This is a genomic window from Burkholderia sp. FL-7-2-10-S1-D7 (genome assembly GCF_001524185.1).
Taxonomy (GTDB): Bacteria; Pseudomonadota; Gammaproteobacteria; order Burkholderiales; family Burkholderiaceae; genus Burkholderia; species Burkholderia diffusa.
Genome location: NZ_LOWY01000016.1, coordinates 94,628 through 113,951 on the forward strand (window position 1 = coordinate 94,628; position 19,324 = coordinate 113,951).

The 19,324-nt window shown below is 68.1% G+C and carries 14 protein-coding genes and 2 tRNA genes; 7 read left to right on the forward strand and 9 right to left on the reverse strand.

The features are described from left to right. The first annotated feature begins 144 nt into the window (after positions 1 to 144). The 3 genes from WS75_RS08205 (at position 145) to WS75_RS08215 (ending at position 2,393) form a co-directional block, all read left to right on the forward strand. A tRNA-Val gene (locus tag WS75_RS08205) sits at positions 145 to 220 on the forward strand. Positions 221 to 243: 23 nt separating this feature from the next. Continuing rightward, a tRNA-Asp gene (locus WS75_RS08210) sits at positions 244 to 320 on the forward strand. 138 nt (positions 321 to 458) lie between these two features. Further along, positions 459 to 2,393 carry a SurA N-terminal domain-containing protein gene (locus tag WS75_RS08215; RefSeq protein ID WP_059680041.1) on the forward strand — a complete coding sequence of 645 codons (1,935 nt, stop codon included), beginning with the start codon at positions 459 to 461 and terminating at the stop codon, positions 2,391 to 2,393. A gap of 112 nt (positions 2,394 to 2,505) precedes the next feature. Here WS75_RS08215 and WS75_RS08220 read toward each other — a convergent pair whose 3' ends face one another. Continuing rightward, positions 2,506 to 3,180, reverse strand: a complete 675-nt coding sequence (locus tag WS75_RS08220; protein ID WP_059680042.1) for an arylesterase — start codon at positions 3,178 to 3,180, stop codon at positions 2,506 to 2,508. On the opposite strand from WS75_RS08220, the gene WS75_RS08225 reads away from it, so the two are divergent. Further along, positions 3,179 to 3,880 carry an ABC transporter ATP-binding protein gene (locus tag WS75_RS08225; protein ID WP_059680043.1) on the forward strand — a complete coding sequence of 234 codons (702 nt, stop codon included), beginning with the start codon at positions 3,179 to 3,181 and terminating at the stop codon, positions 3,878 to 3,880. The two genes, WS75_RS08220 and WS75_RS08225, sit on opposite strands and share 2 nt — an antisense overlap. Before the next feature lie 75 nt (positions 3,881 to 3,955). Here the strand turns inward: WS75_RS08225 and pgi are convergent, their stop codons facing one another. The 3 genes from pgi to WS75_RS08240 form a co-directional block, all read right to left on the reverse strand. Further along, positions 3,956 to 5,578, reverse strand: a complete 1,623-nt coding sequence (pgi, locus tag WS75_RS08230) for a glucose-6-phosphate isomerase (protein WP_059680044.1) — start codon at positions 5,576 to 5,578, stop codon at positions 3,956 to 3,958. A gap of 111 nt (positions 5,579 to 5,689) precedes the next feature. Then, entirely contained in the window at positions 5,690 to 7,237 is a 1,548-nt protein-coding gene (locus tag WS75_RS08235) for an NAD(P)H-hydrate dehydratase (protein ID WP_059680045.1), read from the reverse strand. A gap of 51 nt (positions 7,238 to 7,288) precedes the next feature. Continuing rightward, positions 7,289 to 8,590 carry an FAD-dependent oxidoreductase gene (locus tag WS75_RS08240; RefSeq protein ID WP_059680046.1) on the reverse strand — a complete coding sequence of 434 codons (1,302 nt, stop codon included), beginning with the start codon at positions 8,588 to 8,590 and terminating at the stop codon, positions 7,289 to 7,291. Positions 8,591 to 8,920: 330 nt separating this feature from the next. On the opposite strand from WS75_RS08240, the gene purL reads away from it, so the two are divergent. Beyond that, positions 8,921 to 12,985: a phosphoribosylformylglycinamidine synthase gene (gene purL, locus WS75_RS08245; RefSeq protein WP_059680047.1), complete on the forward strand. Its 4,065-nt coding sequence runs from the start codon at positions 8,921 to 8,923 to the stop codon at positions 12,983 to 12,985. Then, positions 12,985 to 13,527: a GNAT family N-acetyltransferase gene (locus WS75_RS08250; protein ID WP_059680048.1), complete on the forward strand. Its 543-nt coding sequence runs from the start codon at positions 12,985 to 12,987 to the stop codon at positions 13,525 to 13,527. Before purL ends, WS75_RS08250 begins: the two co-directional genes overlap by 1 nt. A gap of 165 nt (positions 13,528 to 13,692) precedes the next feature. Here WS75_RS08250 and WS75_RS08255 read toward each other — a convergent pair whose 3' ends face one another. The 5 genes from WS75_RS08255 to WS75_RS08275 all read right to left on the reverse strand — a co-directional run bounded on the left by WS75_RS08255 (position 13,693) and on the right by WS75_RS08275 (position 17,488). Beyond that, a complete protein-coding gene (locus tag WS75_RS08255) occupies positions 13,693 to 14,475 on the reverse strand; it encodes a peptidylprolyl isomerase (RefSeq protein WP_059529712.1) in 783 nt (260 codons plus the stop codon). Between the two features lie 18 nt (positions 14,476 to 14,493). Next, a complete protein-coding gene (locus WS75_RS08260; RefSeq protein ID WP_059680049.1) occupies positions 14,494 to 14,802 on the reverse strand; it encodes a BolA family protein in 309 nt (102 codons plus the stop codon). Between the two features lies 1 nt (position 14,803). Next, positions 14,804 to 15,334: a septation protein A gene (locus WS75_RS08265; protein ID WP_059604168.1), complete on the reverse strand. Its 531-nt coding sequence runs from the start codon at positions 15,332 to 15,334 to the stop codon at positions 14,804 to 14,806. A 124-nt stretch (positions 15,335 to 15,458) separates the two neighbouring features. Continuing rightward, the gene (msrB, locus tag WS75_RS08270; RefSeq protein ID WP_059680050.1) at positions 15,459 to 15,890 is read right to left on the reverse strand and encodes a peptide-methionine (R)-S-oxide reductase MsrB; all 432 of its coding nucleotides are present in this window, start codon (positions 15,888 to 15,890) and stop codon (positions 15,459 to 15,461) included. A 29-nt stretch (positions 15,891 to 15,919) separates the two neighbouring features. Further along, a complete protein-coding gene (locus WS75_RS08275; protein ID WP_059680051.1) occupies positions 15,920 to 17,488 on the reverse strand; it encodes a protein adenylyltransferase SelO in 1,569 nt (522 codons plus the stop codon). A 154-nt stretch (positions 17,489 to 17,642) separates the two neighbouring features. Between WS75_RS08275 and WS75_RS08280 the strand changes: the two genes are divergently transcribed. After that, on the forward strand, positions 17,643 to 19,286 hold the full coding sequence (locus WS75_RS08280) for a 3-(methylthio)propionyl-CoA ligase (protein ID WP_059680052.1): 1,644 nt from the start codon (positions 17,643 to 17,645) through the stop codon (positions 19,284 to 19,286). Positions 19,287 to 19,324 lie beyond the last annotated feature (38 nt).

Genomic DNA, 19,324 nt, shown 5'->3' on the forward strand with positions numbered 1-19,324 from the left:
GTGCGTCGGTATCGCGTGTGTTGAGCGGGGCGTTAAAATTTTTTTGCGCACGGGCTTGGCAAAATGATCGGGGATGAATTAAACTTGCGGGCTCGCTGGTTGTTGATGCCGAAACGCAGATCGCAGCCAGAACGAATCGGAAACGGGTGCTTAGCTCAGCTGGTAGAGCGGCGCCCTTACAAGGCGTAGGTCGGGGGTTCGAGCCCCTCAGCACCCACCAGTTTCCTGATTCAGCCAGACCAAGGAGCGGTAGTTCAGTCGGTTAGAATACCGGCCTGTCACGCCGGGGGTCGCGGGTTCGAGTCCCGTCCGCTCCGCCAAAAAATGAAAAAGCCCGCCTCGTGCGGGCTTTTTCATTTTGCGTCGTCGGTTGCGCCCGTTCGTTGCGCACCTGCTTTTTTCCCGTGCCACCCCGTATGTTGTAATATCGGACGTTTTGTCCAATTTTCCCGTCACGCATGCTCGATTTCTTCCGTAATCACCAGCGCCTGATGATGGCGCTCCTGCTCCTGATCGTGTTGCCGGGGCTGGGTTTCGTCGGGATCCAAGGTTTCCGCGGCTTCTTCGACGACAGCGCGAACGTCGCGGCGGTCAACGGGCACAAGATCACGCGGGTCGAATTCGACGGCGCGTTCCGCCAGCAGATCGACCAGGCGCGCCAGGCGCTCGGCGGGCAGTTCGACATCAAGGCGTTCGACACGCCCGAACATCGCAAGCAAGTGCTCGACGGCCTCATCCAGCAACGCGTGCTGGCCGACGAGACGCAGCGCCTGCACCTGACCGCATCCGACAACGCCGTGCGCGACGCGCTGATGAGCGACCCGATGATCGCGTCGCTGAAGAAACCGGACGGTACGATCGACGTCCAGCGCTACGCGCAACTGTTGTCGTTCCAGGGGATGACGCCCGAGCAGTATCAGGAGCGCGTGCGTTACAGCCTCTCGCTGCAGCAGATTCCGGCGAGCATCGTGGCGAGCGCATTCACGCCGAAGGGGCCGGCGCAGCGGCTGTCGGAACTGGCGGCGCAGCAGCGTGAAGTGCAGGCGCTCGTGCTGAAGACGAGCGACTACGCGGCGAAGGTGCAGCCGACCGACGCGCAGCTCACGGCGTACTACGACGCGCACAAGCAAGCCTTCGCGACGCCGGAAACCGCGACGATCCAGTATCTCGTCTATTCGCCGGCAGCTGCCGCCGCGAGCGCGCAGCCGACCGATGCCGACATCAAGAAGTTCTACGACGACAACCCGACGCACTTCCGCTCGGAAGCGCAGGTGCGCGTGAGCCACATCTTCGTTGCCGCGGCGAGCGACGCAAGCGCAGCCGACAAGGCGGCCGCGAAGGCGAAGGCCGAGCAGCTGCTGGCCGACGTGAAGGCGCATCCGGACCAATTCGCGCAGATCGCGCAAAAGAGCTCGCAGGACGCGCCGTCGGCGGCGAAGGGCGGCGATCTGGGCTTCATCACGCGCGGCTCGACGGCGGGCGGCAAGGCGTTCGACGATGCCGCGTTCGCGCTCAAGCAGGGCGACGTGAGCGGTATCGTGCAATCGGACCTCGGTTTTCACATCCTGAAGGCGACGGAAGTGAAGCCGTCGGTGGTCAAGCCGTTCGCCGACGTGAAGGACCAGATCGCAGTCGAACTGAAGCAGCAATACGCGGCGAAGGCGTTCTCGGACAACGCGGAAGGCTTCACGTCGACCGTCTATGAAAAGGCGAAGACGCTGCAGCCGGCCGCCGACAAGTACAAGCTGACGATCCAGACGGCCACCGTCACGCCGACGCCGAATCCGCAACTGCCGCCGACGAGCCCGCTGAACAACCCGAAGTTCCTCGCCGCTGTGTTCGCGAACGACTCCGTGAAGAACCAGAACAACACGCAGGCGATCGATGTGGGCAACAACACGCTGATCTCGGCGCGCGTGACCGACTACAAGCCGGCTGCCGTGCCGGCGCTCGACGCGATCAAGGATGTGGTGCGTCAGAAGGTCATCGCCGAGCAGGCCGCGGAACTCGCGAAGAAGGACGGCGCGGCGAAGCTGGCCGAACTGCAGAAGTCGAAGTCGGCCGATGGCTTCACGCCCGCGCAGAAGGTGTCGCGCACGCAGTCGCAGGGCCTGACGCCGGCGGCGCTGAGCGCCGTCTACAAGGTCGATGCGAAGACGCTGCCGGCATACGTCGGTGTCGATCTCGGCGCGGACGGCTACGCGATCTATCGCGTGAATGCGGTGATCCCGGGCACGGCCGTCGATCCGCAGCAACTCGCGGCCGCGCAGCAGCAGATGGCGCAGGTCGAAGCGCAAAGCGAAGGCGAGGCGTATCTCGCTGCCCTGCGCGACCGCTCGAAGGTGAAGCTGTACGGCACCACGCCGAGCCAGTCGCAGGACGGCGGCAGCTAAGCCCCGATCATGCGACAACCCAGCGAAGCGCCGTTCACGGTTTCGCGTGCAGCAACAAAAAGCCCCGCTCTAAACGGGGCTTTTTGCTTTCCGGCGGCGGCGCGTCGCGAGGTCAGCCGCGCGGCTTGCCGAGCAGCGGCTTCAGCGCCGGCCAGACGTTGTCGAGCAGGATGCCCTGCGCCTGTTGCGCGGGATGCATCTGGTCCGACTGGAACATCTCCGGCTTGTTCTCGATGCCGGCCAGCAGGAACGGCACGAGCGGTACGCCGAGTTCCTTCGACAGGCGCGTGTAGACCGCATGGAATTTCTGCGTGTAGTCGGGCCCGTAGTTGGGCGGCACGTACATGCCGACCAGCACGACCTTCGCGCGCGCTTGCCGCGCATCGGTGATGATGTCGCGCAGGTTCTGTTCGGTCGTCGCGAGCGGCACGCCGCGCAGCGCGTCGTTCGAGCCGAGCTCGACGACGACGATCGACGGCTTCAGCCGTTGCAGCACCGCAGGTAGTCGCGCACGGCCACCGCTCGTGGTGTCGCCGCTGACGCTTGCGTTCGCGACGCTATAATCGATCCGCTCGGTCGCGAGCCGTTGCCGCAGCAACGCAACCCAGCCGGTGTCGCGCGGCAACCCGTATTCGGCCGACAGGCTGTCGCCGAGCACGACGAGCGCGGGCTGGCCCGATGTCGGGGCCGCCGTCGTCGCAGCGCGTGCGGGTACGTTTGCTGCGAGCAGAGTACCCAGCAGTGCGGCGAGCGCCGCGCGTCTTTTCCAGCGGAATGTCGTGTCCATGTTCAAGATTACCGATCCGATCATCGAAGTCCATGACGTGTGCAAGCGGGTCGCCGACGCAACGGGCGAGCTGACGATCCTCGACGGCATCACGTTCGCCGTGCGGCCCGGCAGCAGCCTCGCGATCGTCGGCGCATCGGGGTCGGGCAAATCGACGCTGCTCGGCCTGCTTGCGGGGTTGGACAGCGCGACGAGCGGCACGGTTCGCCTGCTCGGTCGCGCGCTCGACCAGCTCGACGAGGACGAGCGCGCCGCGCTGCGCAACGGCGCGGTCGGGTTCGTGTTCCAGTCGTTTCAGTTGATGCCGCACCTGACGGCACTCGAGAACGTGATGCTTCCGCTCGAACTGCAGGGCGGCATCAACGCGCGCGACGCGGCCGATCGGGCGCGCGCATTGCTCGTGCAGGTCGGTCTCGGCGAGCGCACCGCGCATTATCCGAAGCTGCTGTCCGGTGGCGAGCAACAGCGCGTCGCGCTCGCGCGCGCGTTCGTCACGCATCCCGCAATCCTGTTCGCCGACGAACCGACCGGCAGTCTCGATGCAGCCACGGGCCACGCCGTCATCGACCTGATGTTCGAACTGAACCGCACGCACGGCGCGACGCTCGTGCTCGTCACGCACGATGCGGAACTCGCGCGGCGCTGCGCGACGACGGTCACCATCGACGCCGGCCGCATCGTCACGCCGCACGCGGCTTAGCGCGAGACCGAATTGCTTGCTGGCCGCGCCGGCTGGATCGCCCGGTGCGGCCGGCATGCGTTCGACGCTGTCGCGTCAGCGCTTGAGTGCCGCACGCGCGCGCTCGATCAGCGCGGTCGTCGACGAATCGTGCTTCGCGGGATCGACCGATTCGGCCGACAGGTCGGCTTCGACGACCTTGCCGAGAATCTTGCCGAGCTCGACGCCCCACTGGTCGAACGGATTGATGTCCCACACCGTTGCCTGCACCAGCACCTTGTGCTCGTAGAGCGCGATCAGCGCGCCGAGCGAGCGCGGCGTCAGCGCATCCACCAGCAGCGTCGTCGTCGGGCGGTTGCCGGGGAACGTCAGGTGCGGCGCGAGCGCTTCCTTGCCGGGTCCGGCGACCTCGCGCGCTTCGTCGAGCGTGCGGCCGAGCATCAGCGCTTCACTCTGCGCGAAGCAGTTCGCGAGCAGCTTCGGATGATGGCTCGCGAGCGGATGCTCGGGCGTCAGCACGGCGATGAAGTCGATCGGCACGATCGTCGGGCCCTGGTGCAGCATCTGGAAAAACGCGTGCTGGCCGTTGGTGCCCGGCTCGCCCCACGTGACGGCCGACGTCGGGTAGTCGACGAACGTGCCGTCCAGGCGCGCGGACTTGCCGTTGCTTTCCATTTCGAGCTGCTGCAGGTACGACGGCAGGTAGTGCAGCGCTTCCGAATACGGCGCGACGAGATAGCTCTGCGAGCCGAAGAAGTTGCGGTACCAGATGCCGATCAGGCCGAGCAGCACCGGCAGGTTGCGCTCGAGCGGCGCTTCGCGGAAATGGCGGTCCATGTCGTTCGCGCCGGCGAGCAGTTCGTCGAACTGCTCGGGCCCGATCGCGATCATGATCGACAGGCCGACCGCCGACCACAGCGAATAGCGGCCGCCGACCCAGTCCCACATTTCGAACACGTTGTCGGCGGAGATGCCGAACTTCACGACTTCGGCCGGGTTCGCCGACACGCCGACGAAGTGCTTCGCGAGCGCGTCTTCCGGGCAGCCGCGCGCGACGAACCAGTCGCGCAGCGAGCGTGCGTTCGTCATCGTCTCGAGTGTCGTGAAGGTCTTCGACACGATGATCGCGAGCGTTTCCTCAGGGTCGACCTGTTCGAGCACGCGCGCGAGATCGGCGCCGTCGACGTTCGACACGAAGTGTGTCGAAATGTCCGGCGTCGCGACATGGTGCAGCGCGTGCGTGACCATCTTCGGTCCGAGATCCGAGCCGCCGATGCCGATGTTGATCACGTGGCGGATGCGCTTGCCGGTATAGCCGGTCCATGCGCCGCTGCGCACCGCGCGTGCGAAGGTCGCCATCTTCGCGCGCTCGGCGCTGACCTGGGCATGGAACGGCGCGTGCGGGTCGGTCGCGCGCAATGCCGTGTGCAGCGCGGCGCGGCCTTCGGTCGGGTTGACGATCTCGCCGGCGAACATCGCGTCGCGGCGCGCCTCGACGCCCGCTTCACGGGCCAGCTGCACGAGCAGGCGCAACGTGTCGTCGTTGATGCGGTTCTTCGAGAAGTCGGCCGCAAGGCCGCCGCCAGGGATCGTGAAGCGTTCGGCGCGGGTCGGCGCGCGGTCGTTTTCCGGCGCGAACCAGTCGCGCAGCCGCGCGTGGCGGATCTGTTCGAAATGGGATTGAAGGGCAGTCCAGGCGGGGAGCGAATTCAGCGTCATGACGGTTCGAGTGAAGCGTGAATCGGGAGGAATGCCGCGCCGGCGCATCGGGATCGGAACGCCGGCGGACGAGCGGGCCCGCCGTGCGGCGGGGCACCCAGTATAGCGGCGTTATATGTCGGCGCGCGCCGACGGGTAAAAAAGGCGATTGATCAGCGTGCGCACCATCGGCGCGAGTTCGCCCGCGGTGAGGCCGGCCGGACCCGTGCCGTTCGCGGTCAGCGTGTCGGCCGCGAGACCGTGCAGGTATACGCCCGCAAGCGCGGCTTCGTACGGCGCGACGCGCTGCGCGAGCAACGCGCCGATCAGGCCGCCGAGCACGTCGCCGGTGCCGCCGGTGGCGAGCGCTGCATTGCCGGTCGGATTGATCGTCAGGCGGCCGTCGGGCGCCGCAATCACCGTGCCCGAACCCTTCAGCACGACGATGCTCGCGTAGCGCGCGGCCAGCGCCTGGGCCGCGGCCAACCGGTCGTGCTGCACGGTCGCGGTGTCGCTGCCGAGCAGCCGCGCTGCCTCGAGCGGATGCGGTGTCAGCACGCACGCGTTGCCCCGGGTGCCGCGAGCAACGACGGCGGCCGCGAGGTCGGCGTGCGTCGCGATGAGGTTCAGCGCGTCGGCGTCGAGCAGCGTCGCGGCGTCGTCGTGCGCGAGTACGTCGCGCACGAGGGTGGCCGCAGCCTCGCGCGCGCCGAGGCCGCAGCCTGCAGCGATCGCGGACATCGCATCGAGGTCGAGGCTGTCCGCGCGATGCAGCATCAGTTCGGGAAACGGCGGGTCATACGGCGGCGCGCCGGCGCCGAGAAAGCCGACATGCACCTTGCCGGCGCCCGCGAACAGCGCGGCACGCGCGGCGAGGATCGGCGCGCCGCACATGCCGGTGTCGCCGCCAAGCACCGCCAGGCTGCCGAACGTGCCCTTGTGCGAAGCGAACGCGCGGGCGGGCAGCGCGGCGGCGAACCGTGCCGGCGCATTCAGCACGACGGCTGGCGCGGCGGGCGGTGCGACGCCGAGCGATGCGATGTCGATCTCGCCGGCGAGATCGCGGCCGTCGCCGGTATAGAGGCCGGGCTTCGCGCCGATGAAGGTGAGCGTGTGCGTCGCGGTGACGGCGGCGCCGGCGCCGACGATGCGGCCCGTGTCGCTGTCCAGCCCGCTCGGTACGTCGAGCGCGAGCACGCGGCCGCCGCTTCGGGCATGTGCGGCGATACGCGCGGCCTGGGCAGCGAACGGTCCGTCGAGTGCGCGAGCGAGGCCGATGCCGAACAACCCGTCGACGACCCACGCGTAGTCGTCGAGCGAGGCGGGCGGTTCGGTCGACAGCGGCACGCCGGCCGCGCGCGCGAGGCCGAGCGCCCATTGCGCATCGTCCGGCTTGACCGGCACGGGCATCCAGGCCTGCGTCGCGACGCCGAGCTGCTGCAACTGCGCGGCGGCCACCAGCGCGTCGCCGCCGTTGTTGCCGGGGCCGACCGCGAACCAGACCGGGCGGTCGTCGCCGGCCACCCGTTCGGACAGCCAGTGCGCGGCGGCGGCGCCCGCGCGGCCCATCAGCGTGTGCGGCGGCAGTTCGGCGGTCGCGGCGGCCTCGGCCGCGCGCAGGTCGGCGACGCGTAGCAGCGCGAGCGGGGCGGGGTCGGGAAGCGGGCGGGGATTCGTCATCGCGGGGTCATGGCGGCAGGAGGAGGCCGCCGCGGGACGGGCCCGTGGCGGTCAGTTCGCGAAGCGCGTGGCGCTCAGCGCGGCGAGCGTGTCGGCGGGCCACTGCTGCGTGTTGCCGCTCAGACAGTCGGCCACCACTTTAGCAGACCCGCACGCGAGGCCCCAACCGGCCGGGCCGTGCCCGAAATTGACGAACACGCGCGGATGCGGGGTCGGACCGACGACTGGCAGGCCGTCCGGCGACAGCAGTTGCGTGCCCTGCCACGACAGGGCGGCGGAAATCTTCGCGGCGCCCGGCACCCAGTCGTGGACGGCCTGGCCGAGCAGCGCGAGCGCAGCCTCGGACAGCGGTTCGGGGAGCGGCTTCGCGGTGTCGGCGAGGCTCTGCAGCACGGCGCCGCCACCGATGCGCAGCCGCTGGTGGGTGCGCGTGATGGAGATCCGCTTGATCGAATCGACGACGCTCAGGTGCGGCGCGTGTTCTTCGTACGCGACGGGGGCGGTCAGCGTATGCGCGCGCACCGGATGCAGCGGCAGCCGCCAGCCGAGCCGCTCCAGCAACGGCAGGCTGCCGGCGCCCGCGGCGACCACGATCGCGTCGGCCGACATCACGTCGACCTCGTGCGCCTTCGTCGCGTGCCGGCCGCCGGCCGGCGCGAGCTCGACCGCGGCCCGGCCGGCGTCGACGCGGATCGCGGCAACGTCCGCGCCGAAGCGGAACTGCACGCCGTGCTCGTCGAGCGTCTGCTTGACCAGTTTTGCGAACAGCGGGCAGTTTCCGGTGCGTTCGCTCTCGAGCAGCACGCCGCCGGCAAAGCCGGGCTCGGCCGGCACCGAAGGCTCGAGCGCCGCGCATTCGTCGGCGGTGAGCACCCGGTACGGCTGGTCGAGCGCACGCAGCAGGTCGAGTGCCGGTTGCAGCGCTTCCCAGTCGCGCGGGTCGCGCACGACGTGCAGGATCCCGGGTTTCTGCTCGAATTCGAGCTGGAAGCGCGCCTCGATGTCGGCGAGCGACTCGCGCGACGCGTCGATCAGCGGGCGCAGCCGCGCATACTGCGCGGCGAACGCGTCGGGCTCGCGCAGCGCGGCGAGCTGCTTGACGAAGCGGCGCACGCCGCCGTTGAAGCCCGGCTTGTAGACGATGCCGGTGTCGCGCGGCTGGCGCTGGCGCATGAAGGTCGGGCCGAACCAGACGTCGAGCGGGCTCGGCAGCAGCGTGCCGCCGTCGCCGTAGGTCGCGCCCTGCGCGACGGTCGCGTGGCGTTCGACCATGCATACGCGATGGCCGGCCGCGCGCAGCTGGTAGGCGGTGGCGACGCCGCTGATTCCGCCGCCGATGACAATGACATCCATGAATTGCTTCGATGACGGGCGGCGTGCATGCCGCCCGGTGAGGATTCGCTGACGGGCTCCCGGCCCGGTGAACCAGGAATGATAGCGCCAAAATCGCGCGAACCGGGCTCGCGCGACCTCGTCCGATTCCGCCACCGCGTGGTTGCCGGCTTGCGCGGCCGCGCAAGCCGGCCTGGCGGGCCGCTGTGTGCGGCGGATGCCGGCGCACCGTCGCGGTGCGTGACGGGTGCCGATCAGCCGGTCTGGGATGGCCGACTTCCGGGTATAATTACGGCCTTCCTTTCGCCCCACGTCGCCACCTCGCGCGACTCATCGACGTCAGTCCAGCCCATGGCTCACTTCTCGTGTTTTCCCGGCGCTTCGGCCCTCTCCGATTTCCGTCAAACCCGTCTGCTCGACACGCTCAGGCAAATCGACGCCAACATCGTCGCGGTGCGCGGCCAGTTCCTGCACTTCGTCAATGCGGCCGAGCCGCTGTCGGCTGACGACAGCGCCCGCATCGACGCGCTGATGCACTACGGCGCGCCGTTCGAGCCGGCGGCCGAGAAGGGCACGGCCGAGACCTTCGTCGTGCTGCCGCGCTTCGGCACGGTTTCGCCGTGGGCGAGCAAGGCGACCGACATCGCGCAGCACTGCGGCCTCACGCAAGTGCGCCGCATCGAGCGCGGCGTCGAATTCACGGTCACGCTGAAGTCGGGCTTGCTCGGCGGCAAGAAGGCGCTGTCCGACGACGCGCGCGCAGCCGTCGCGGCCGCGCTGCATGACCGGATGACCGAAAGCGTGGTCGCCACGCGCGACGACGCGAAGCACCTGTTCGACGAACTGCCGGCCAAGCCGCTCGAGATCGTCGACGTGCTGGGCGTCGGCCGTGGCGCGCTCGAGCGTGCGAACGTCGAGCTGGGCCTCGCGCTCGCCGACGACGAGATCGACTACCTGGTCGACGCGTTCCGCAAGCTCGAACGAAACCCGACCGACGTCGAACTGATGATGTTCGCGCAGGCGAACAGCGAGCACTGCCGCCACAAGATCTTCAACGCGCAGTGGACGATCGACGGTGAAGCGCAGGACATGTCGCTGTTCGCGATGATCCGCAACACCGAGAAAATGAGCCCGCAAGGCACGATCGTCGCGTATTCGGACAACTCGTCGATCATGGTCGGCGCCGAAGCCGAGCGCTGGTTCCCGCGCAACGCGGGCGCGGCCGGCGAGCCGGGCGAACGCTACGGTCGCCACACCGAGCTCACCCACACGCTGATGAAGGTCGAGACGCACAATCACCCGACGGCGATCTCGCCGTTCCCGGGCGCGGCGACCGGCGCGGGTGGCGAAATCCGCGACGAAGGCGCGACGGGCCGCGGTGCGCGTCCGAAGGCCGGCCTCACGGGCTTCACCGTGTCGAACCTCGATCTGCCGGGCGCACGTCAGTCGTGGGAAAACGCACGCGACGCGGCCCAGCCGGTCGGCGAGCGCAATCCGAACGATGCGCACGGCCCGTACGGCCGCCCGGACCGCATCGCGTCGCCGCTGCAGATCATGATCGACGGCCCGCTCGGCGGCGCCGCGTTCAACAACGAATTCGGCCGTCCGAACCTCGGCGGCTACTTCCGCGTGTACGAGCAGAACGTCGGCGGCCAGGTACGCGGCTATCACAAGCCGATCATGATCGCGGGCGGCCTCGGCAACATCGCGGATCAACACACGCACAAGCACGACGTGCCGGCAGGCTCGCTGCTGATCCAGATCGGCGGCCCGGGCATGCGGATCGGCATGGGCGGCGGCGCGGCGAGCTCGATGGCGACCGGCGCGAACACGGCCGAACTCGACTTCGACTCGGTGCAGCGCGGCAACCCGGAAATCGAGCGGCGCGCGCAGGAAGTGATCAACGGCTGCTGGCAGCTCGGCGCGGAGAACCCGATCCTGAGCATCCACGACGTCGGCGCGGGCGGCCTGTCGAACGCGTTCCCCGAAATCGTCGACGGCGCGGGCAAGGGCGCGCGCTTCGAACTGCGCAAGGTCGCGCTCGAGGAATCGGGCCTGTCGCCGCGTGAAATCTGGTCGAACGAGGCGCAGGAGCGCTACGTGCTCGCGATCGCGCCGGCCGACCTGCCGCGCTTCGAGGCGATCTGCGCACGCGAGCGCTGCCCGTTCGCAGTGGTCGGCGTCGCGACCGACGAACGCCAGCTGAAGCTCGTCGACGACGAAGCGACGGGCGTCGAGGAATTCCCGGTCGACATGCCGATGGAAGTGCTGCTCGGCAAGCCGCCGCGCATGCATCGCGACGTCACGCGCGTGACGACGGAGCGCGCGCCGGTCGACGTGACGGGCATCGCGCTGTCGGAAGTCGCCGTCGACGTGCTGAAGCACCCGACGGTCGGCAGCAAGTCGTTCCTGATCACGATCGGCGACCGCTCGGTCGGCGGCACGTCGGTGCGCGACCAGATGGTCGGCCCGTGGCAGGTGCCGGTGGCCGACTGCGCGATCACCGCGCTCGACTACGCGGGCTTCAAGGGCGAGGCGATGACGATGGCCGAGCGCACGCCGCTCGCGGTGATCGACGCGCCGGCATCGGGCCGCATGGCCGTCGGCGAGGCGATCACGAACATCGCGAGCGCGCCGATCGCGTCGCTCGACAAGCTGAAGCTGTCGGCGAACTGGATGGCCGCGTGCGGTACGGCCGGCGAAGATGCCGCGCTGTTCGACACGGTCAAGGCGATCGGCATGGAGCTGTGCCCGGCGCTCGGGATCGGCATCCCGGTCGGCAAGGATTCGCTGTCGATGAAAACCAAGTGGGACGAGCAGGGCGTCGCGAAGGAAGTGGTGTCGCCGGTGTCGCTGATCATCTCCGCATTCGCACCGGTCGAGGATGTGCGCCGCCATCTGACGCCGCAACTGCGCCACGTCGCCGACGCGGGCGACAGCGTGCTGATCGCGATCGATCTTGGCCGCGGCAAGAACCGGATGGGTGGCAGCATCTTCGCGCAGGTCACGCAGCAGGTCGGCGACACGACGCCGGACGTCGACGATCCAGAAGACCTCAAGCGCTTCTTCAACGCGATCCAGTCGCTCAATGCGCAAGACAAGCTGCTCGCGTATCACGACCGCTCGGACGGCGGCCTGTGGGCGACGGTGTGCGAAATGGCGTTCGCGGGTCACGCGGGCGTGTCGCTGAACGTCGATATGCTGACGCTCGATCCGAATCACGAATCGGACTACGGCGACGCGAAGGACTGGGCGAAGCAGACGAGCGGCCGTCGCGAGGATCGCACGCTGCGCGCGCTGTTCTCGGAAGAACTCGGCGCCGTCGTGCAGGTGCGCGCGGCCGATCGCGATGCGGTGCTCGGCGCGCTGCGCGAGTTCGGCCTGTCGGCCTGCTCGCACGTGATCGGCACGGTCAACGATCGCGACGTGATCGAGGTGTACCGCGACGCGAAGAAGGTGTTCGAGGCGCCGCGCGCTGAACTCCATCGCACATGGAGCGAAGTGAGCTGGCGCATCGCGCGCCTGCGCGACAACCCCGCCTGCGCGGATGCCGAATACGACGCGCTGCTCGACGCGGCCGACCCGGGCATCTCGCCGGTGCTGAGCTTCGATCCGGCCGACGACATCGCCGCGCCGTTCATCGCGACGGGCGCGCGCCCACGTGTTGCGATCCTGCGCGAGCAGGGCGTGAACTCGCATCTGGAAACGGCATATGCGTTCGACCGTGCGGGCTTCGACGCGCACGACGTGCACATGAGCGACCTGCTGGCCGGCCGCGCGACGCTCGCCGATTTCGCGGGCGCGGTGGCATGCGGCGGCTTCTCGTACGGCGACGTGCTGGGTGCGGGCGAAGGCTGGGCGAAGACGATCCGCTTCAACGCGCAGCTCGCCGACATGTTCTCGGCCTTCTTCGCGCGTCCCGACACGTTCGCGCTCGGCATCTGCAACGGTTGCCAGATGCTGTCGAGCCTTGCGTCGATGATTCCGGGCGCGGAGGCATGGCCGAAGTTCACGCGCAACAAGTCCGAGCAGTTCGAGGCGCGCTTCTCGTTCGTCGAAGTGGAGAAGTCGCCGTCGATCTTCTTCGCGGGGATGGAAGGCTCGCGGATTCCGGTGGCGGTCGCGCACGGCGAAGGTTATGCGGACTTCTCGCAGCAGGGCGACATCGATCGCGTCGCGGTCGCGATGCGCTACGTCGACCACCGCGGCGAGGCGACCGAACGTTATCCGTTCAACCCGAACGGCTCGCCGGCCGGCATCACGTCGGTCACGACGGCCGACGGCCGCTTCTCGGTGCTGATGCCGCACATGGAGCGCGTGCACCGCACGGTCACGATGAGCTGGCATCCGGAAGGCTGGGGCGAAGCGAGCCCCTGGATGCGCGTGTTCCGTAACGCACGCCGCTGGATCGGCTGATGTTCGATCCGCACGCGCCGGTCGAGATCGTCACGCTGCGCGACGAACGCGCGAGCGATGTCGATGCGATCGGTCGCGTGATCGTGGCCGCGTTCGCGGACGAGTCGCAGCACGGTCGATTCGAACGGCAGAACGTCGATGCGCTGCGCGCGGAGGGGGTGCTCAGCGTGTCGCTCGTCGCCGAGCGTGACGAGCGCGTGATCGGTCACGTGGCGTTTTCGCCGGTGTCGATCGGCGGCGAGCCGGCCGGCAGCCAGCAGTGGTACGGGCTCGCGCCGCTCGCGGTGCTGCCTGAATGCCAGCGGCAGAGCATCGGCGCGGGGCTCGTGCGCACGGGGCTCGACGCGTTGCGCCGGCTCGGTGCGCGCGGCTGCGTCGTGCTCGGCGATCCCGCGTATTACGCGCGTTTCGACTTCGTGCGGTCCGGCGATCTGGTGTTCCCGGATGCGCCGCCCGAGTATTTGCTCGCGCTGTCGTTCGACGAAGCCGCGCCGCGGCCGTCGGGCGAGGTCCGCTACCACGATGTGTTCTATCCGGCATAGCGGTTCGCCGCGCTGCCCGTCCGCGATCCCGCAGTCCTGAAAAGCCGCCTTGAAGCGGCTTTTTTCTTGCGCGGCCGCCGCGTGGGCTGGCCCGCCACAAGCATGCGTGAAAAAGAAAAAGGCCGCTCCGAGGAGCGGCCTTTGCGTGGGCGATCGCCGCCGACGTTACTGGATCTTCGCCTGCTGGCGCAGGCCTTCCTCGAACGCCTGCAGCTTCTGCTGCACGAGCTGCTGCGCGATCTGCGCCTTCACCTGGTCGAACGGCGGCGGGGCGATGTCGCGTACGTCGTCGACACGGATGATGTGCCAGCCGAACTGCGTCTTCACCGGCGCGTCGGTCATCTGGCCTTTCTGGAGCTTCTGCGCGGCGGCCGCGAATTCCGGCACGTACGCCTTCGGATCGGACCAGTCGAGGTCGCCGCCGTTCTTGCCCGAGCCCGGGTCCTTCGAGTACTGCTTGGCCAGATCCTCGAACTTCGCGCCGGCCTTGATCTTCGCGATCAGGTCCTTCGCCTGTTGCTCGCTGTCGACGAGGATGTGGTGCAGGTGATACTCGCGGTTGCCGCCGGCGCCCTTCACGAGATCGTCATAGCGCGCTTTCACTTCCGCGTCGGTCGGCTGGTTCTTCTTCAGGAAGCTCTCGATCATCGAGCGCAGCACCACCGTCTGCTGCGCGACGGCGACCTGCGCCTTCACGTCCGGACGGTTCGGGATGCCTTCGCGGATCGCTTCCTGCATCAGGATTTCGCGGTTCACGAGTTCCTGGCGCACGGCTTGTTGCAGCTGCGGGCTGTCGGTCTGGCCTTGCTGGACGAGTTGCGCGACCATCGCGTCGGCGCGCGACTTCGGAATCGGCGTGCCGTTGACGACGGCAATGTTCTGGGCGAATGCCGGTGCCGCTGCGAATGCAGCCGCCGCGACCCACAGGCGGGGGGATTTCAGGATCATCGGGAATTCCTGTTGAGACTAGATTGAAGATTCGTTGAATTCTTCGGGCGTATAAGCCACGATCGCGAGCGCATGAATGCCGCGCTGCATCGCATCAGCGAGCGCATCATACACCAGCCGGTGCCGCGCGACGCGCGGCTTGCCCGCGAAGGCGGCCGACACGATCGTCACCGTGTAGTGGCCGCCGGCGGCCGCGCCGGCGTGGCCCGCATGCTGCGCGCTGTCGTCGCGCACCGCGAGCGACAGCGGGGCGAGCGAGGCGGTCAGGCGCGCTTCGATCAGCGCGATGCGTTCGTCGGGCGATGCGTTGAGAAAGGCGTCGTTCATGTCATTCGTCCTTCATGTACTTCGTGAGCCACAGGCTCTGCAGGATGATGAACACGACCATCGCGCCCGTCGTGCCGAACAGCTTGAAGTTCACCCACTGCGATTCGGTGTAGTTGTGCACCACGTACAGGTTCGCGACGCCGAGCACCGCGAAGAACAGCGCCCACGCGACGTTCAGCTTGTCCCACACGGGGTGCGGCAGCGTGAGCTGCTTGCCCATCATCTTCTCGATCAGGTTGTTGCCGAACGCATAGCGTGCGGCGAGCAGCCCGATCGCAAACAGCCAGTACAGCACAGTCGGTTTCCATTGGATGAATTTCTCGTCATGCAGGACGAGGGTGGCGCCGCCGAAGACGACGATCACGCCGAGACTGACCCACAGCATCGTGTCGACCTTCCGGTGCCGGAAGGCGACCCACGCGACCTGGGCCAGTGTCGCGACGATCGCGACGGCGGTGGCGGTGAAGATGCCCCAGACCTTGAAGGCGGCAAAAAACAGGATGATCGGAAACAGATCGAACAGGAATTTCATGGCGCTCGCAGCTGCGTGAAAGGCCGCATCGCGCGGCCTTTCACCGTTGTGGGGACCCGCCAGGCGCCACCGTCCGGGATCGGGGCAGCCGGGAAGGCTGTCCGACCGATTCGTCCGGTGCCGCTCATTCGTTTTCGGGTCGGGACTCGAAGTTTAACGCAGCCGAATTGATGCAGTACCGCAAACCGGTCTTGTCGCGCGGGCCGTCCTCGAACACGTGGCCGAGATGCGCGCCGCAATGATTGCAGCGGACTTCGACGCGCACCATGCCGTGCGAGCGGTCGATCTTCTCGTCGATCACCTCGCCGTTGAGCGGCTTGAAGTAGCTGGGCCAGCCGCAGCCCGAATGGAATTTGGCGCCGGATTCAAACAGCGGCGTGCTGCAGACGACGCATTTGTAGATGCCTGCGTCCTCGGTGTCGGTGTATTCGCCGGTGAAGGCGCGCTCGGTCGCCGCATGCTGCGTGACCTCGTACTGCAGCGGCGTGAGCCGGCGGCGCAGTTCGGCTTCATCCTTCTGGTACGGGAAGGTCTTGTCGTCGGAATCGTGTGACATGTGGGTGTTCTCCTGATCGGTCGGTCGGGTCACGACGAGCAGCTCACTTCGAGCGACCCGGCCCAGTCTGGCGGCAATGCCGCATACGCTTCGTGTTCCGGTTGTTCGTCGAATGGCCGGCGCAGCACCTGCGCGAGCCGCTCGACTTCGGAAAAATCCTTTTCCTTCGCGCGCCGGATCGCGACTTCGGCCAAATGGTTGCGCAGCACGTATTTCGGGTTCACGCGATTCATCGCGGCCGCGCGGGCCGCGTCGTCGCGCGTTTCCTCGGACAGCCGTGCGCGATAGAGGTTCGCCCACGCGTCGAATGCGTCGCGGTCGATGAACAGGTCGCGCACCGGCGCGTCGCGGCTCGCGTCGTGCTTCGACAGCTGCGCGAGCCGGCGGAACGTCAGCGTGAAGTCCGCATGGCTCGCGTGCATCGTTTCGAGCAGCTTGTTCGCGAGCTCGGCGTCGTTTTCGCGCTCGAGTTCGAGGCCGAGCTTCGCGCGCATCGCGCGTTCGAGCGCGGGGCCGAAGCGTTCGGGAAATTTCGCGAGCACGGCCTGCGCGTCGTCGACCGCGCGCTCGGCGCGCGCATCGTCGTCGGCGATTCCGTGCTGCAGCCCGATCAGCGGCAGCAGCGCCTGCGCGAGGCAGTAGCAGTTCCAGTGCGCGATGCGCGGCTGCATCCGGTACGCGTAGCGGCCGCTCGTGTCGGAGTGGTTGCAGATGTGGTTCGCATCGAACGCGTCGACGAAGCCGAATGGACCGTAGTCGATCGTCATGCCGAGGATCGACATGTTGTCGGTGTTCATCACGCCGTGGCAGAAGCCGACCGCTTGCCACTGCGCGACGAGGTCGGCCGTGCGCAGCGTCGCGGCTTCGAGCAGCGCGAGGTACGGATCGTCGGCGTCGCGGCATGCCGGATAGAAGCGATCGATCACGTGATCGGCGAGCTGGCGCAGCAGGTCCGGGCGATCGTTCGAGAAGAAATGCTCGAAGTGGCCGAAGCGCACGAAGCTCTCCGATACGCGCGTGACGACGGCTGACGTCTCGATCTCCTCGCGCACCACCGGCTGGTCGGAGCCGATCACCGTGAGCGCGCGGGTGGTCGGGATGCCGAGGTGATGCATGGCTTCCGAACACAGGAATTCGCGGATCGACGAGCGCAGCACCGCGCGGCCGTCGCCCATCCGCGAATACGGCGTGCGGCCGCCGCCCTTGATCTGCAGTTCGTAGCGCTGGCCGTCGGTGCCGGGGAGTTCGCCGATCGTCAGCGCGCGGCCGTCGCCGAGCTGGCCGGCCCACACGCCGAACTGGTGGCCGGAATACACCGACGCATACGGCATCGCGCCCGCGGGCCAGTCGCGCGTCGGGTTGCCGGCGAAAAGCTCGGCGAACCCGGTCTGCTGGCCAATCGATGCCGGCAGGCCGAGCAGGTGCGCGACTTCGTCGGAAAAGCCGACGACGTACGGCGCGGGCAGCGGTGCGGCCGGCAGCCGCGTATGAAACGCGTCGCCGAGCGTGACGAACGCGCCGGCGGCCGGCGCACCGAGCGTCGCGGCGAGGTCGGGAAGAGTGTCAGCCGTATCGGCTGCGCTTCGGGAAAACGACATGTTGAGCGCCTCTGGGTAAGCCGATATTGTAAGGCGGCGCCGCGCCGCCCGCATGGCGGCCCGCGCGCCTTGCGCCAGGCCTGTCCGGGGCCGCAAACTGGCGCACCGCTTCGAGGCTGGTCACCGATTCGCGTCCTTCCGGGAGAACAAGACGATGGGTAAGCCGTTGCTGGGCCAGATGATGGACATGCCGTTGCTGGTGTCGTCGCTGATCGCGCACGCTGCGCGTTACGCGGGCGACACGGAGATCGTGTCGAGGCGGGTGGAAGGCGACCTGCATCGCTACACGTACCGCGACTGCGAGCAGCGCGCGAAGCGGCTCGCGCAGGCGCTTGCGCGGCTCGGCGTCGAATCGGGCGACCGCGTCGGCACGCTGGCCTGGAACGGCTACCGGCATCTGGAGGCGTATTACGGGATCGGCGGGATGGGCGCCGTGTGCCATACGATCAACCCGCGCCTCTTTCCCGAGCAGATCGCCTACATCGTCAATCACGCGGAAGACCGCTACGTCTGCTTCGACATCAATTTCGCGCCGCTGGTCGATTTGATCGCGCCGCAGTGTCCGCACGTGAAAGGCTGGATCGCGATGACCGACGCCGCGCACCTGCCGTCCGGCGCGACGCCGTACCTGTGCTACGAAACGCTCGTCGACGCCGAGGACGGCCGCTACGACTGGCCGCGTCTCGACGAGCTGCAGGCGTCCGGCCTGTGCTACACGTCGGGCACGACCGGCAACCCGAAGGGCGTGCTGTATTCGCATCGCTCGACGGTGCTGCACGCATACGGCGCCGCGCTGCCCGACGCGATGAACCTGTCGGCGCTCGACGCCGTGCTGCCCGTCGTGCCGATGTTTCATGTGAACGCGTGGGGGCTGCCTTATGCGGTGCCGCTCACGGGCGCCAAGCTCGTGCTGCCCGGCAAGGATCTCGACGGCAAGTCGCTGTACGAACTGATGGAGGCCGAACGCGTGACGTTTTCCGCGGGCGTGCCGACCGTGTGGCTCGGGCTGCTGAACTACATGCGCGAGGCCGGCGTGCGTTTCTCGACGCTGAACCGCACGGTGATCGGCGGCTCCGCGTGCCCGCCCGCGATGCTGCGCACGTTCGAGGACGAATACGGCGTGCGCGTGATCCACGCGTGGGGGATGACGGAGCTGTCGCCGCTCGGCACGCTCGCGACGCTGAACTGGGCGCAGTCGCAGCGGCCGCTCGACGCGCAGCGCCGGTTGCTGGAGAAGCAGGGGCGCGTGATCTGCGGTGTCGACATGCGGATCGTCGGCGACGACGGCAACGAATTGCCGTGGGACGGCGTCGCGTTCGGCGAACTGCAGGTGCGCGGGCCGTGGGTGATCGATCGCTACTTCAGGAGCGATACGTCGCCGCTGTCGGGCGGCTGGTTCCCGACCGGCGACGTCGCGACGATCGACCCCGACGGCTTCCTGCAGATCACCGACCGCAGCAAGGACGTGATCAAGTCCGGCGGCGAGTGGATCAGCTCGATCGACATCGAGAACGTCGCGATCGCGCACCCGGGTGTCGCCGAAGCCGCCTGCATCGCGTGCGCGCACCCGAAATGGACCGAGCGTCCACTGCTCGTCGTGGTCCCGCGCGAAGGGGCGAACCTGACGCGTGACGCGCTGCTCGCGTTTTACGAGGGCAAGGTCGCGAAGTGGTGGGTGCCCGACGACGTCGTGTTCGTCGAATCGCTGCCGCACACCGCGACCGGCAAGCTGCAGAAGCTGAAGCTGCGCGAGACGTTCCGCGACTACGTGCTGCCGACGGCGGTCTGCGAGCCGTAAGCCGCGGCCGGCGACGGCCCGCCGCGCGGTCTCCCGAT